Here is a 14,555-nt window from a genome sequence, read left to right on the forward strand (position 1 = left end):
TCAGTTGCATAAGTATTTTATATGCGTGGATACCATCTGACAAGCATAAATATTACGATGGCATAAGAAAAACGACCTACTTTCGCAGGTCGTACTTTGGAATGATATGTTGGTGGATCCTTATGAAAAAATCAAGCTTTTGGCGCAATCATTTTGGCTGGGTCTACATATTGATCAAATTGCTCTTCTGTAAGCAATCCAGTTTGTAACGCAGCTGCCTTCAGAGATAACCCTTCCTTATGCGCCAGCTTGGCGATTTTGGCTGCATTCTCGTAACCGATGTACGGATTCAGAGCCGTAACGAGCATGAGTGAGTTATCCAGGTTATGCTTGATCTGATCCAGGTTTGGCTCAATACCTACCGCGCATTTGTCATTAAACGCAACGATCGAATCAGCAAGCAGCTGTACGGATTGCAGGAAATTATAAATGATAACTGGCTTGAACACGTTCAGTTCAAAATTACCCTGGCTTGCCGCAAATCCGATTGCTGCATCGTTACCCATTACCTGAGTCACTACCATTGTAATCGCTTCGCTCTGTGTAGGATTCACTTTACCCGGCATAATGGAGCTGCCTGGCTCATTCTCTGGAATACGAATCTCGCCAAGACCACTGCGTGGTCCACTTGCGAGCCAGCGCACGTCGTTGGCAATCTTCATCATATCGGCTGCAAGTGCTTTGACTGCACCATGAGCGTACACCACTTCATCATGGCTTGTCAGCGCATGGAATTTGTTCGGCGCGGATACGAAATCTTTGCCAGTATGTTTACCAATCTCTTTGGCTGTAAGATCACCGAATTCGGGATGTGCATTAATTCCGGTTCCGACAGCAGTTCCGCCAATCGCCAGTTCCTTCATATATTGAACGCTTTCACGAATCATGCGCTCACTCTTGCCCAGCATCGCTTCCCAGCCGCTGATCTCCTGACCCAGCGTAATCGGTGTCGCATCCTGAAGGTGCGTACGTCCAATTTTGATGATATCCTTAAACGCTTCCACTTTTTCCGCAAAGGTTGCTTTCAATACTGCAATCGCCGGGAGAAGCTGATCCTCCACAGCCAGAACACCCGCTACGTGGAGCGCTGTCGGGAACGTATCGTTAGAGCTCTGCGACATATTTACATCATCGTTCGGGTGCAGACGCTCGTCGCTTCCCTTCTGTTCCAGTAACTGATTACCAAGGTTTGCAATGACCTCGTTCACATTCATGTTAGACTGCGTTCCACTGCCCGTCTGCCATACAACGAGCGGGAAATGATCGTCGATGCGTCCTGCAATAATCTCGTCTGCCGCATAAGCAATCGCGTCTGCCTTTGCCGCTGATAACTTGCCTAATTTATGGTTGCTGGCCGCAGCACTTTTTTTCAAAATAGCAAGAGCGCGCACGACTTCCATTGGCATATGCTCGCGCCCGATCGGGAAATTCTCCTTACTGCGCTGCGTTTGAGCGCCCCACAGCCTGTCGGCTGGTACTTTCATTTCGCCTAACGTATCTCTCTCAATGCGGTATTCCACTTGCTTGTCCTCCTCCAAAAAAGTTGGTCTGGGTCTCTACAAAGCTTGTGTATCTCGTCATATTATACATGATTTACGAGCAGGTTTTCACCTTTTCGACAAAATTGTAAGCGTAGCGCAAAACGAATTGAACCTTCAGCCCGCTTAGCCTGTGAAACGATTGAAGAACAATGAAAACTATTTCCGAGCAGCTATCGGATACAAACGGCTTGTCTGCTCAAACAGTTCCCCCGGCTGCAGGCCAACAAGACCGATCTCTTCCGCAGAAACACCTTCTACGTTTGGTGCATTAACCAGATTCATCTGCGGCTCAGGGCAGAAAAACTCATTACAAGCGTTATTGTTCCAGATCATCCAGTGTTTATAGGATGTGCCCACATCGTAAACCAGCTTGTCCCCCGTGCGGTGATCTGTTAGCTCCATGTAGTTACGGCCATTTTGCGGCTCCGCTGTGTAGTGATTGTCCATTGCTGCAAAAAACGGACTTACTCCGTTCGCCTTCATCTGCTCTTCTTCTGGTGTAAGCGGTTGAAATTGTCCTGTCGGCAGAGAGCGTTCATTTAATTCACGGCGCTGACCGATCGTCACTTTGGCCGTATAATCCGAAGACTGACTGTCCGGGGCAAAAGGCACTTTAATCGCAGTATGAAATGCAAACAGATTCGGCATGTACTCGACACCCGTATTGTTCACAATCAACTGCTGCTGCAGACCCTGACTGCTCAAGGAATAACGAAGCGTTACAGTGAAGGTGAACGGCAAATATTTGTAAAATGTATGTCCTTCCCCAATGCTTTGGCTTAGCGTGACATAACTCTCCTGATCATTGGAGCCATATCCCTCAACCGTCCAAGCCACATCATGCAGAAATCCGTGCAGATGGTTGCCAGTAGCAGGCTCGTTAATCGGCAGCTGATAGACATTGCCATTCCACGGGAAGCGACCGTCTTCGTACCGGTTTGGCGGGGATAGAATCGGAATACCATACACGGCAGGAGCCGCCAAAAACTCCTTCATATCGTCCTGATTCGGCTCGCGCAGATAGCGATATCCCTTTTCTGTATCCCGGAACGCAACCAGGTTGGCCCCAATACTAGGAATGACCGCCGCTTCAAATGCACCAAATCGCAGCCACACCGCCGGAATGCCTCCGAATTGTTCTTCAAATGCTGTATTCTGTTGTGTCATCGTTATATGTACCTCCTGCATACTAAGGTTATATGATACGGCTCGACTATATCATGACTGCACCTAAAATAACAATCTGAGATCGAGAACAAATTAAACATTCCTGAACAATGGATAAAATGGATATCAATTCATCTCAACCGCTTGCAAAACAAAAAAGACAGCTGCTCATTCCGCGCTGTCTTGGCCTGCTGCCCGCTCTACCGCCTAAGTCGGGCAATGACATATTAATCCACATACTTGCCATGCTTCGGCACCGTATCCTCTTCAAAATTGTCATCCAGCTGCCGGAGCGATGTGTACAACATCTCCCCGCTTAACTTATGCCCATGACCGGTCACGGCTACACTTGGCTCCAGCTGCCTGATATGGTGAACAGATTGATGCGCCGCATTCCAATCGGTTGTAAAATAAGCAGGCGGGCCGTGAAGCTGTTTGTCCTGAAGCAGAACACTCCAGAGAGATTCCTGCTTCACTGTAACGATGGCATCGCCAGCAATCAGCATGCGATCCGATTCGCGAAATAAAGACACATGCCCGGGAGTGTGACCAGGCGTATGCACCCAGCGCCAGCCACTCAGGCCAGGTACAGAATGATCCGAAGGCAAACTAAACACTCGATCATCCAGATTAATCGCTTCGTTCGGATACGTGAAAGATAACCTTGCCATCAATCCTCCTCCAACGGAGGGATCTGCCGGGGGGTAATCTTTCAAACCTGTAAGATACGGAATTTCCAAGGGGTGCGCATATACAGGAACTCCCCAGAACTGCTCCAGCTCAACCACAGTCCCCACATGATCAAAGTGACCATGCGTTAAAATAATAGCCGATGGCGGTCCATGGAAACGCTCGGATGCCACATGAACAATGTGTTCCGTGAAATTGGGCATGCCTGTGTCCACAAGCACCCAACTCCTGCTTCCCGGCTCCCCAATGAACACGACATTCACAAAAAGGGTACGTAAACTCAGAATATCAGAAGCCACTTCCTCAAATCCGGTCATTCCAGATGTCATCAGATTGTCAAATGCCATTCACGGTTACCCCCCATCAGGCGAATTGTCTCTGCTTATGTTCATCTCGTAGATTTCCCTTTTCTGGTTCATCTATTCGTAATCAGAATAAAATAGACGGCGCACGCCCTGTTAAGGCATACACCGTCTAGTATAGTCATACAGATCGGACAATAGAACAAGAACATGCCTGGCCTATTAAGCCGGGTATGCATCCAGAGCTGCATCCAGCAATTGATTGTACAGATCATCGTCGTTTTCAAGCAGCTCGTCCATTTTCAGTAGCTCTTCCTCATCACCGGATTGCTCCGTAAAATGCAGGCTGTAGTCCCAATCCTTGCCGTTCTTGCTCATAAACGTAATTTCATATACGGACTTGTCACCCTCTGTTTTGAACACAGTACTCCCTACAAAGCTTTTTTCGTCCTCACGGCGCATTTCAGCACGAATAATTTCAATACTCACTCTCATACTCTCCTTTTACTCTCTCGTTTGAAGCGATTCTCCTACCGTCACTCATGTAAAGCATTCGGTGAAATCTTTGGATTTACAACTTTTCTCCAACTTTCTGGCAAAGCTGTTTGGTAATTATTATTGGTTAATTGTACAATATATATCGTAGCAACGTATACATTATTCAATGAAGGACCTTAATGACTCCTTACACTATGGTAATGAGGACTTTGAAAAGCCCGCCAGCTACGTTATTCATATCACATTGGAGGAAAAAATAGCATGAACAATTTTGAATCGAAATTGCAGCAATATGCTGAGCTGGCTGTCAAGGTCGGGGTCAATGTTCACCCTGGACAGACCCTTGTGGTGAACGCGCCGATTACAGCAGCACATTTTGTACGCCTTATTGTTAAAGCCGCTTATAACACGGGCGCCAAGCTTGTCAAAGTCAACTGGAGCGATGAGACCGTTACACGTCTTCATTATGATCTGGCTCCGGACGAAGCATTCTCTATTGAACCCAAATGGTTTGCGGGCGAAATGACAGAGCTCGTTGAAGAAGGTGCAGCCATTCTGCACGTCATTGCCGAAAATCCTGACCTGCTCAACGGTGTTGCTCAAGAGCGCATCGTAACCAGTCAGAAAGTGCGCGGCAAAGCGCTGGAGAAATATCGCGCTTATCAGATGGCTGACAAGTTCAGCTGGTCCATTGTGGCTGTTCCATCCCCTGAATGGGCTGCAAAAGTTTTTCCGGATCTGCCTGAAGCGCAGCAAGTGGACCGTCTGTGGGACGTTATTTTCAAAACCGTACGCATTGGTGAACAGGATGCTGTCGCAGAATGGAAAACTCACCTGCATAACCTCGATTCCCGCGCCGATCTGCTGAACAGCAAAAAATATAAAAAGCTTCACTACACCGCTCCGGGTACAGACTTGACCATTGAACTTCCGGAAGGCCATATCTGGGTATCTGGCGGCAGTGTGAACGAGCAAGGTCATGTGTTCATTGCTAACATGCCGACAGAGGAAGTCTTTACGGCACCGCTGAAAACGGGTGTAAACGGTACGGTTCGCAGCACAAAGCCGCTTAGCTACGGTGGCAATCTGATTGATGGCTTCTCCCTTACCTTCAAGGATGGACGCATTGTCGATTACACGGCCGAGAAAGGTCTGGACGCGCTGAAAAACCTGATTGAAATGGATGAAGGCGCACACTACCTGGGCGAGGTTGCTCTGGTTCCGCATAAATCCCCGATTTCGGACACCAACATTTTGTTCTACAATACCTTGTTTGATGAAAATGCATCCAATCATCTGGCCATTGGTAACGCCTATGCCTTCTGTCTGGAGGGCGGCAAAACGATGTCCAAGGAAGAGCTGCTTGAACGCGGTATGAACTCCAGTCTGACACATGTCGACTTCATGATTGGTTCGGGCGAGATGAACATCAACGGTGTAACCGCTGAAGGTGCAGAAGAACCTATCTTCGTGAATGGAAACTGGGCCTTCTAATCAGCCTTAGTCTACAGAGAGAGGAGAAATCTCCTCTCTTTTCCTGTGTCTAGATAATCTACCTTGAAAATGATGGAGGGGTTTCCATGTTAACTTTTGAACAGAAGCTGGAGAATTATGCCGAACTGGCGGTCAAAGTTGGGGCAAACGTGCAGCCAGACCAGATATTTGTCATTAATGCCATGATAGACGCGGCCCCGCTCGTGCAGCTACTCGTGCGCAAAGGGTACGAAGCTGGAGCAAAGCAAGTCATTGTGAAGTATTCCGATGAAACCGTTAACCGCCTTAGGTTCGAGCTCGCTCCTGAGGAATCCTTCAATGAGCCGCCCAAATGGCACGCTGCCGAGATGGAGGAGCTTGCGGCGAACAACGCCGTTTTTCTGACCATTCTATCCTCCAGCCCGGACCTGTTGAAGGGAATTGATCCTGCCAGAATATCGGCGCATCAGCGTGCCTTTGGTAAGGCGATGAGTACATATCGGCAGTACCTGCAGGCAGATAAAATGAGCTGGACCGGCATCGCTTGCCCTTCACCGGATTGGGCCGCCAAAGTGTTCCCGGATCTGCCTGCTGCGGAGCAAATGAAGAAGCTATGGGACGCGATATTTGCGGCTGTGCGCGCTGACGTTGATGATCCCATTGCTGCGTGGGACCAGCATATCGAGCACCTGGAATCCCGTGCTGTCGCGCTCAATAACAAAAAATATAAAGCACTACATTACCTCTCTCCCGGAACCGATCTGACCGTGGAGCTTCCAGACGGACATATTTGGGCTCAAGCAGGAAGTGTAAACGAGAAGGGTACTCCGTTTGTAGCCAATATTCCAACCGAGGAAGTATACACGGCTCCGGCGAAATTCGGTGTAAATGGCAAAGTGACCAGCACCAAACCGCTGAGTTATGGCGGCAGCATCATTGATCGCTTTACTCTTACGTTCGAGAAGGGACGGATTGTTGATTTTCATGCAGAGGAAGGTCTGGAAACGCTGGAGCGTCTGATTTCCATGGATGAAGGCTCCCATTATCTGGGCGAGGTTGCTCTGGTGCCATTCCACTCCCCCATCTCCGAGAGCGGCATTCTGTACTACACCACGCTGTATGATGAGAACGCATCCTGTCATCTGGCGATCGGCAGCTCTTACGCTTCCAATATTGAAGGAGGCAAAACGATGTCTCCCGAGCAGCTTGCAGCCCGCGGCATGAACGCCAGCATTACACATGTCGATTTCATGATGGGCTCTCCCGAGGCAGACATCTACGGCATCACAGCGAATGGTGAGCGTGAGGCCATCTTCCTGAATGGCGATTGGGCTTTCTGATTCCAGATTTGAACAAGCCGCCTGGCATTCACTCTTCAACAGACGATTTTGCAGCCACTTAATGAACAGAGGTTCTTTAACCTCAGTTAGTGGTTTGCAGGAACGTCTGTTTTTTATTTTTCAGCAAACCTCAGGCAGGGCCAGAATTCCTTGTTTTCAGGACGTTAATCAGGTCTAACGGACATTGTAACGTTTCCATAATCTGTTGTAAAATGTAATGATACCAATGTTTGTGGACTGTTGACCAGAAAGGAGAACATCATGGCCAATCGGCTCCAGCTTTTACTTGCTTCAGATTTTCATCAATTAGGACCTGTACTTCAGGAAGAAGTGTATTATGAATATTATAATATGGTATATGGACTGATCGTATATATCATCAAGGAACGAGCAGCAGCAGAGGATGTTATTCAGGAAGCTTTTATCAAAATCATTAAAAACAAACCCCTCTTTGAGGATGAGGTCAAACTTAAAGCCTGGCTCAAGGTCGTTACCCGGAATACCGCAATTAATTATTTAAGAAAAAATAAAAATAACCGTAACCAACTGGACACGGATAGTGTTTTTATAGATATAGAAACGATGAATCAAACCGCTGCTTCGGTTGAAAGCATGGTTGAGACACAGATGATGAAGGAATCCATCGAGATGTATCTCTCACAATTAAAGCCGGAATACCGCGTGCTGGTGGAGCTTCGCTGGAAGGAAGGTTTCTCTTATCGGGAGATTGCAGAATTGCTGAATACTACGGAAGACATTGTAAAGCAGCGTTTATTCCGGGCCCGAGGTAGTATCAAGAAGAAATTACATAAGGAATGGGGTGGAAATGTTGACCAGAGGCAGGCAAAATAAGCACGAAGAACAATGGGATTCAGGCCTGGAGGACGAATATTTTGATGCGGCATTTGAGCAGGCTTTTGATGAAGCTTTCCAGCAGGCTGTTTCCGCCCCTTCTGTCTCGCGTAACGAATCCATGCACCAATCCTGGCAAAAGGTACAGCAGGAGATCGAAAGACTGGGCGCTCGGAAACGGAGAATGCGTACCTTGAAATTGTCAACTATTGTTGCTGCCTCCGTGATGGTTGGAGCTGTTATCTTCAGTCTGCCCTCCGGGACACAAGCCGTATCCCCCATTGTGCAATCTATTAAAAATTGGAGCAATGGCATGAAATCGATCATCGTTGAAGATCAGTCGGTACAGCTTGCTCCAGACCCCTCTACTGCCAAAACACCTCCACCGCCCGACAGGGAATTAAGTGCGATTCATGAGGAAGAGGCACAGTTTCCTGCCTTTGAGCTGGATAAACATGTGTTTCGTCCTGTTGTGGTGACAGAACAGGTTGCCCGGGGCGGATTTATGGGAGAATTTATTGTATCCAAGGCCATTCCTGCCCGCTTTGACAAAATAAAATATATGCTAATGCTGGATACAGAGAACCCGGTGAATGAAGACGATTACTACGAATCTGACCGGATGAGAATCCGCTATACTGTCACAGGCAAAACGGAAGACGAAGAACTGATGATGTTCGATTATGAATATGTAATGCCCGGGCAGTCTATTGAGAAAACGTCGCTGCGTGAAAGTGAAATTGTGAAGCTCATCGATGGTAGTGAAGCACTAGTATATGTCGGAGAACCCTTCAATTCCATACAGTGGATGACAGGATCACTCAGTATGAGTCTGTTTGGAACGATAACCCGGGAAGAGATGATTGCGATTGCGAATGATTTTCTGGAGCAAAGCTCTCCCACCAAAGTTAATTAAATTAAAATAAAATACTGTTTGAAGTACGTGTAACCTGATCTGTCACCTTTCCATCATAAGCCGTATGAGTACTAACCACGCGATAATAATAGCCGGCAAGGACATCCCAATCTGAACCTGCATATAGTACACTCGTTTGGGTCTGAGAGGAAGAGCTTGCTTTGTACGTTACCCAAGCTGTTCCTGTCCAGCGCTCTAAGCGATATTGGGCGGAAAGAGTCTTCATGTTCCTGTATGTCATTGTTGTTGTTTTTATGATAGCCTGAAGCCCCTCTCCACGGGTTAAGGTACTCTCTGCTTGATAGATATGTACGGAGTTGGCAGCTCTGGATTGAATGGAATGATCCTGAGAATCGAGCGGCGGCGGAGCCGTTTTTGCACCGGACATCGCGTTATTCACGGGACTCGCTGTAGCCGAATGGACTTCGGGCAAGACCAGAACGGTCGGGGTTGTTAATGCGAGCACGATGGCTATTTTCAGAATAGGTAATCGGTTTCTTTCTTTACTCCGTACACGGTTAGTATTCATCATTTTTCCTCCTCTGCATGCTTCTTTTTATTTTGATGTAATCTATTAAACGAACTAACCAAAGAACTGGTTTCAAAAAAAAAGGACGCACCGATTCTAGATCGGCAGCCGTCCTGTTAATATTTCCGGAATACAATTTCCCTGAAACCTAAATGTTTCCAAACCGTATGAAGAACCAAGTAAGGTATTCTTCGTTACCTGATTTGAACGATTTTTTTATGCTCTATAGCATATACCTGATCAGCAACATTTTCGACTAACCGGGCATCATGCGAGATAAAAATAATCGTACCCTCGTAGCTTCTCATCAAATGCTCCAGTGCTGCCATTGCTGGCAGATCAAGAAAATTACCTGGTTCATCCATAAGCAAAATATTGTATCGCCCCAGCAGTATTTTTGCCAGCTGCAATTTCATGATCTCTCCACCGCTTAATGCCGCCAAAGACTTGCGCACATCATGCTGGGAAAATCCCAGAGATGCCAGTACAGCTCGAATTTCAGGCACCTGATAGTCACAGTTTTCCTGCATAAATTCCATGACTGCATGATGGTGATCAAACGTATATGCATGTTGTGCAAAATAACCAATCTCTGCTTTGGGCGATAGTGTAATGCCGTCTTCTCGGTTCAAAATCATGTTGAAAAGGGTGGTTTTCCCTGCACCGTTTGGGCCTGTCAGGGCAATCTTCCGGCCAAGTGGAATTTGGAAAGAGGCATTCTCCAATATGACTTTATCACCGTATGTTTTGTTTATCTCTTTTCCGATGATCGGAAACGGATTGTGCAGCTCTAATGCTTGACTCTGCCGAAAGTGAATCGTGCGAATCGCCTCTGGTGCTTGCATAGTTCCCAGCGCTTCGATGCGCTGTTCCATATTTCTGGCGGCTTGATGGAGCTTTTTCTGTTTACTTCCAATCGACTTCTGATGGGCAAGCCGCCCGCCTTGATCGGAGCTGTTTTTCCTTGAAGCACCTTTCTCTTTCTGATCCATTTTCCGGGCCTGATTCTTTTTATCCGCAATTGCTTTTTCCAGCCGCTCTCGTTCAGTCATATATTGCTGATACTGAACTTCCTGCTTTTTCTGAATTTCATTTTTCTGGGCCATATAATCAGAGTATCCGCCCCAATACTCGGTAATTTTTCCATCCTTCAGCTCCCAGATTTTATCGACCACCTGATCCAGGAAATACCGATCATGACTGATGACCAGTAGCGCTCCTGTATAAAAAGAGAGCTGATGGATCAGAAAATGGATCCCCTCTGAATCAAGATGACTGGTCGGTTCATCTGCGAAAATGCCATGTACTGACCTCGACAAAGCCTGAGCAATTTTCAGTCGTGTTTCCTCTCCGCCACTCATCTGCTCTCCTCTGCCCTTGTCTACGCCAAGCTTGCCAGCTAACGCATAATTCACTTCTTCCTCAGTCCCGCCCTGCTCCAGCTGCGGAATATAGGCAAAACTGCCGTTTCTTTCAATGCTCCCGCAGGATTCAGACATTTCACCCAGCAGTACTTTTAACAATGTGCTTTTGCCCGCCCCATTGGCTCCAACCAGGCCGATCCGGTCATATTCATAAAGCTCCAGATGTTCTATATCTAATATGTCACGGCCCGAGTACTCCACAAATATCTCATTTGCTTTAATCAATGCATTCATTCAAGTTACCTCCCTTTAAAATCGCAGTTTTCACGCTCGCAGGATCACCTGCGATTAAAGAAGGGGGATTATATAAAGAAATACCAGTGCATATACCTCATAAGTCTTAGCTCCTTTCTGGATTTTACATGTTGGCAACAAACAAAAAATGCAGATCCAGGCCCACATCAGGCTTGAATCTGCATCACTCACGTATAGAAGGACACGTCAATATAAATACAGCTAAATAAGCTTACCCATATCGCGATCTATGTCTCTCCATAACGTAAAATAAGCAAATCAAAAAAGCCCACGATTGTGGAAAAAATCAGCTTTTTTGACTGCTTATCGAAGACGCATGGAATGAGTCATAGAAACGAGCCTCCTCCTCTTTTGTTGAGTTGAATAATACCATGAGAATCTTCAGGGCGTCAACCCGGAATGAGAACTCATCGGAGGCAATCAAAGCCTTTGTTACTTGCCAGCCCTAAAAGGGCACTGAAGCGTTCGCGAACTGCACTACTTATTCGGCGCTACCCCTAAAGGGGCCTCTATTTCTTCTTCTTCATCGTATTTTCCCAATATCATGTTTCAATTTCCCGAACCATACGCATAACGTTTGGTTTTCTTTTGACACCGAATAGAAGACGCTCCGATTCACATGTCGGTAGCGTCTTTTTTGCTTTGATACATCTTTGGGTGAATTCATGCCTCAAACCAAATGACAGGCTACGAAATGATCCTCTCCAACATTCCGATACACCGGGATTTGCTGCTTGCAGATCTCCTCTGCCCATGGACAACGCGTATGGAACTTACATCCAGTTGGCGGATTCACCGGACTGGGGATATCTCCTTTAAGCACAATTCGTTCCCTTTTCAATTTGGGAATCGGCACAGGCACAGCTGATAGCAAGGCTTTCGTATACGGATGCAGCGGGTTTCCGAACAATTGATCTCTGGAAGCCGTCTCGACCATGGAGCCCAGATACATTACTCCGATGCGGTCACACAGATGCTCCACCACACTCAGATCATGCGAAATAAACAAGTAAGCAAGGCCGCGCTCTTGCTGTAACCGCCTGAACAGGTTGATAATCTGCGCCTGAATGGACACGTCCAGTGCAGATACCGGTTCATCTGCGATGATCAGTTTTGGATTTAAGATCAAAGCTCGCGCAATCCCGATCCGTTGCCGCTGTCCACCAGAAAACTCATGGGGAAAACGATCAATATGATAAGATGACAAGCCGCAGGCTCCGAGTACCTCCTTGACGAGATCGCGCACTTCGCTTGCGGTCGCCAATCCATGATCCAATACGGCCTCTCCAATTGCATCACCAATGCGAATTCGCGGATTCAGCGAACTGTAGGGGTCCTGGAAAATAAGTTGAAGCTGTGGACGGATCTTTCGTACTTCCTGCATAGATAATTGATGAACGTCTACACCCTGAAAACGAATCTGTCCCTCCGTTTTCTCCGTCAAGCGAACTATGCTTCTTCCAACCGTGCTCTTGCCACTTCCGGATTCCCCCACTAATCCAAATGTCTCGCCTTCATGGATTGTCATGCTGATATCATCGACCGCTTTCACATGGGCTACTGTACGATTCAATAGACCTTTGCGAACAGGAAAATAGGTTTTAAGATTTTCGATTTCCAATAAAGGTTCAGACATCACTCAACGCCTCCTCATACAGCCAGCATGCAGCCTTCTGCCCGTGTTCAAGCTGCTTCAGTGTCGGCATTTGTGTGGTGCATATCGACATACAGTGCTCACAACGATCAGCAAAATGACAGGATTCTTTCAAAGATAACGGATCAGGTACATGTCCGGGAATTGAATACAATTCGTCCTGCCGTTGATTGATAATCGGCTTGGAGCGAAGCAATCCCTGAGTATATGGATGTTTGGGAGACTCAAACAATTGCACAACTTCTCCCTCTTCCACCACTTTGCCTGCATACATGACAACGACATAATCCGCCATTTCGGCAACAACCCCCAGGTCATGCGTAATCATAAGAATAGAGGTTCCTGACTGAGACTTGATCTGCTGGAGCATATCCAGAATCTGCGCTTGAATCGTCACATCCAGAGCAGTGGTTGGTTCATCCGCAATTAACAGTCTCGGGTTACATGAAATCGCAATAGCAATCATAATGCGCTGTAACATGCCTCCACTCAGCTCGTGCGGATAACTGTTCGCAATCTGTTCCGGGCGTGAAATGCCAACTTCGGCGATAAGTTCAACCGCTCGTGCGCGAGCCTGTTTTTTACTCATTTTCAAGTGCACTATCAGCGGCTCCATCAATTGCTCACCGATCTTCAGCACAGGGTTCAAGGAGGACATCGGTTCCTGGAAAATCATAGAGATGTCATTGCCACGAATGGCACGCAGCGAAGATTTACTTTCACGGAGCAAATCCCGTCCATCAAAACGAATTGCACCGCCTACCACCTTGCCTGCCGGTTCTTCGATCAATCCCATGATCGACATGGCGGTTACACTTTTTCCACAGCCCGATTCGCCAACGATGCACACCGTCTCCCCTTCACGTACATTCAGACTAACGCCGTCTACGGCTTTGACACTGCCTTCTTCAGAGTAAAAATGAGTTTCAAGTTGTTCGATTTCAATCATATTTTGCATGAGGAGTACTCACCTTCTCTTCTGTTTGGGATCTAATACGTCTCGAAGACCATCACCAAAAATGTTAATCGCAATAACGGTCACGAAAATGGACAGCCCTGGCGGAATCCATAACCACGGATGCTGTTGAAAATCAATCATGTTGTTGGCCGCATCGATCATATTGCCCCACGTAGGCGTTGGCGGCATAACACCCAGTCCAAAAAAGCTGAGTACCGACTCGCTTAGAATGGACCCTCCGATATTCAGCGTAGCCATAACGATGAGCAATGGGACAATATTGGGCAGAAGATGGTGAAACAGTTTGCGACGGTCACGCAAGCCAAGAACAACAGCAGCCTGCATGAATTCACGTTCCCGCAAGCTTAACATCTGTCCCCGTACCATTCGAGCCATACCGGGCCAGTTGACAAAGCTAAGCATCAGCATGACGATATACATTCTGGAATCCGGCGGAACTTTCCAATCCGATAACAATGCGCCGAAAATGAAAAGCAACGGCAGTCCGGGAATGGTAAGCAGCAAGTCAGCAATCCGCATAATGACCTGATCAACAATACCACGATAATATCCGGCGATGGCTCCAAGCAAAGAGCCGATAAATACAGATAGAATCATGGAGGCCAGACCAACGGTGAGCGAGATTCGACCAGCCATCAGCACACGGGTAAGCACATCCCTTCCGAGCGCATCCGTACCAAGCCAGTGACGAACACTCGGACCTTGTTTCATCGCTGCCATATTGATCTTGTTATCGGTATAAGGTGAGAACAACGGTCCAATGAAACAAGCCACAAACATCAACAAAACCACGACGAATCCGCCAACTGCAAGTTTATTTTTAAGCAGCCTTCGGAACGACAATTTCCATAAAGAAGACTTGGCTGGAACCGTTAAAGGTGAGGCAGCTTCTGCTGCATTTCTCGTTACAGACGATGAAGAGATTGTCATGTTAT

13 protein-coding genes are annotated in these 14,555 nt (G+C 47.1%); 4 read left to right on the forward strand and 9 right to left on the reverse strand.

Going from position 1 to position 14,555, the window contains the following annotated elements:
* Nucleotides 1-131: 131 nt before the first annotated feature.
* From fumC to ACQSGY_RS07670, 4 genes are all read right to left on the reverse strand, one after another.
* Complete coding sequence (gene fumC / locus ACQSGY_RS07655; protein ID WP_111273343.1) at nt 132-1,520, reverse strand: class II fumarate hydratase; 1,389 nt, start codon at nt 1,518-1,520, stop codon at nt 132-134.
* A 177-nt stretch (nt 1,521-1,697) separates the two neighbouring features.
* The gene (locus ACQSGY_RS07660; protein WP_427051379.1) at nt 1,698-2,708 is read right to left on the reverse strand and encodes an aldose 1-epimerase; all 1,011 of its coding nucleotides are present in this window, start codon (nt 2,706-2,708) and stop codon (nt 1,698-1,700) included.
* A gap of 227 nt (nt 2,709-2,935) precedes the next feature.
* Nucleotides 2,936-3,745, reverse strand: coding sequence for an MBL fold metallo-hydrolase (locus ACQSGY_RS07665; protein ID WP_427051380.1), 810 nt, complete (start codon nt 3,743-3,745; stop codon nt 2,936-2,938).
* Between the two features lie 177 nt (nt 3,746-3,922).
* On the reverse strand, nt 3,923-4,189 hold the full coding sequence (locus ACQSGY_RS07670; protein ID WP_184185273.1) for a hypothetical protein: 267 nt from the start codon (nt 4,187-4,189) through the stop codon (nt 3,923-3,925).
* Between the two features lie 270 nt (nt 4,190-4,459).
* On the opposite strand from ACQSGY_RS07670, the gene ACQSGY_RS07675 reads away from it, so the two are divergent.
* The 4 genes from ACQSGY_RS07675 (at nt 4,460) to ACQSGY_RS07690 (ending at nt 8,779) form a co-directional block, all read left to right on the forward strand.
* Nucleotides 4,460-5,692 (forward strand): aminopeptidase, encoded by a 1,233-nt coding sequence (locus ACQSGY_RS07675; RefSeq protein ID WP_427051381.1) that lies wholly within the window; start codon nt 4,460-4,462, stop codon nt 5,690-5,692.
* A gap of 86 nt (nt 5,693-5,778) precedes the next feature.
* Complete coding sequence (locus ACQSGY_RS07680) at nt 5,779-7,011, forward strand: aminopeptidase (protein WP_427051382.1); 1,233 nt, start codon at nt 5,779-5,781, stop codon at nt 7,009-7,011.
* 261 nt (nt 7,012-7,272) lie between these two features.
* On the forward strand, nt 7,273-7,863 hold the full coding sequence (locus tag ACQSGY_RS07685; RefSeq protein WP_427051383.1) for an RNA polymerase sigma factor: 591 nt from the start codon (nt 7,273-7,275) through the stop codon (nt 7,861-7,863).
* Nucleotides 7,838-8,779 carry a DUF4367 domain-containing protein gene (locus ACQSGY_RS07690; RefSeq protein ID WP_427051384.1) on the forward strand — a complete coding sequence of 314 codons (942 nt, stop codon included), beginning with the start codon at nt 7,838-7,840 and terminating at the stop codon, nt 8,777-8,779. Before ACQSGY_RS07685 ends, ACQSGY_RS07690 begins: the two co-directional genes overlap by 26 nt.
* 1 nt (nt 8,780) lies before the next feature.
* Here ACQSGY_RS07690 and ACQSGY_RS07695 read toward each other — a convergent pair whose 3' ends face one another.
* The 5 genes from ACQSGY_RS07695 to opp4C all read right to left on the reverse strand — a co-directional run bounded on the left by ACQSGY_RS07695 (nt 8,781) and on the right by opp4C (nt 14,550).
* A complete protein-coding gene (locus tag ACQSGY_RS07695; RefSeq protein ID WP_427051385.1) occupies nt 8,781-9,311 on the reverse strand; it encodes a hypothetical protein in 531 nt (176 codons plus the stop codon).
* A 191-nt stretch (nt 9,312-9,502) separates the two neighbouring features.
* Entirely contained in the window at nt 9,503-10,966 is a 1,464-nt protein-coding gene (locus ACQSGY_RS07700; protein ID WP_427051387.1) for an Msr family ABC-F type ribosomal protection protein, read from the reverse strand.
* A 691-nt stretch (nt 10,967-11,657) separates the two neighbouring features.
* Entirely contained in the window at nt 11,658-12,623 is a 966-nt protein-coding gene (locus tag ACQSGY_RS07705) for an ABC transporter ATP-binding protein (RefSeq protein WP_427051389.1), read from the reverse strand.
* Nucleotides 12,616-13,599 carry an ABC transporter ATP-binding protein gene (locus ACQSGY_RS07710; RefSeq protein ID WP_427051391.1) on the reverse strand — a complete coding sequence of 328 codons (984 nt, stop codon included), beginning with the start codon at nt 13,597-13,599 and terminating at the stop codon, nt 12,616-12,618. The genes ACQSGY_RS07705 and ACQSGY_RS07710 overlap by 8 nt, the downstream gene beginning before the upstream one ends.
* A 9-nt stretch (nt 13,600-13,608) precedes the next feature.
* Nucleotides 13,609-14,550 carry an oligopeptide ABC transporter permease gene (gene opp4C, locus ACQSGY_RS07715; protein WP_427051393.1) on the reverse strand — a complete coding sequence of 314 codons (942 nt, stop codon included), beginning with the start codon at nt 14,548-14,550 and terminating at the stop codon, nt 13,609-13,611.
* Between the last annotated feature and the right edge of the window lie 5 nt (nt 14,551-14,555).

It is taken from the genome of Paenibacillus sp. TC-CSREp1, assembly GCF_050171015.1.
GTDB lineage: Bacteria > Bacillota > Bacilli > Paenibacillales > Paenibacillaceae > Paenibacillus > Paenibacillus silvae.

Bases quoted from the DNA above. Each gene is read 5' to 3' on its own strand.
- ACQSGY_RS07665 (WP_427051380.1), bottom strand. From the start codon at position 3,745: ATGGCATTTGACAATCTGATGACATCTGGAATGACCGGATTTGAGGAA.
- ACQSGY_RS07680 (WP_427051382.1), top strand. From the start codon at position 5,779: ATGTTAACTTTTGAACAGAAGCTGGAGAATTATGCCGAACTGGCGGTC.
- ACQSGY_RS07710 (WP_427051391.1), bottom strand. From the start codon at position 13,599: ATGCAAAATATGATTGAAATCGAACAACTTGAAACTCATTTTTACTCT.
- ACQSGY_RS07690 (WP_427051384.1), top strand. From the start codon at position 7,838: ATGTTGACCAGAGGCAGGCAAAATAAGCACGAAGAACAATGGGATTCA.
- ACQSGY_RS07700 (WP_427051387.1), bottom strand. From the start codon at position 10,966: ATGAATGCATTGATTAAAGCAAATGAGATATTTGTGGAGTACTCGGGC.
- opp4C (WP_427051393.1), bottom strand. From the start codon at position 14,550: ATGACAATCTCTTCATCGTCTGTAACGAGAAATGCAGCAGAAGCTGCC.
- ACQSGY_RS07660 (WP_427051379.1), bottom strand. From the start codon at position 2,708: ATGACACAACAGAATACAGCATTTGAAGAACAATTCGGAGGCATTCCG.
- ACQSGY_RS07695 (WP_427051385.1), bottom strand. From the start codon at position 9,311: ATGATGAATACTAACCGTGTACGGAGTAAAGAAAGAAACCGATTACCT.
- ACQSGY_RS07675 (WP_427051381.1), top strand. From the start codon at position 4,460: ATGAACAATTTTGAATCGAAATTGCAGCAATATGCTGAGCTGGCTGTC.
- ACQSGY_RS07705 (WP_427051389.1), bottom strand. From the start codon at position 12,623: ATGTCTGAACCTTTATTGGAAATCGAAAATCTTAAAACCTATTTTCCT.
- ACQSGY_RS07685 (WP_427051383.1), top strand. From the start codon at position 7,273: ATGGCCAATCGGCTCCAGCTTTTACTTGCTTCAGATTTTCATCAATTA.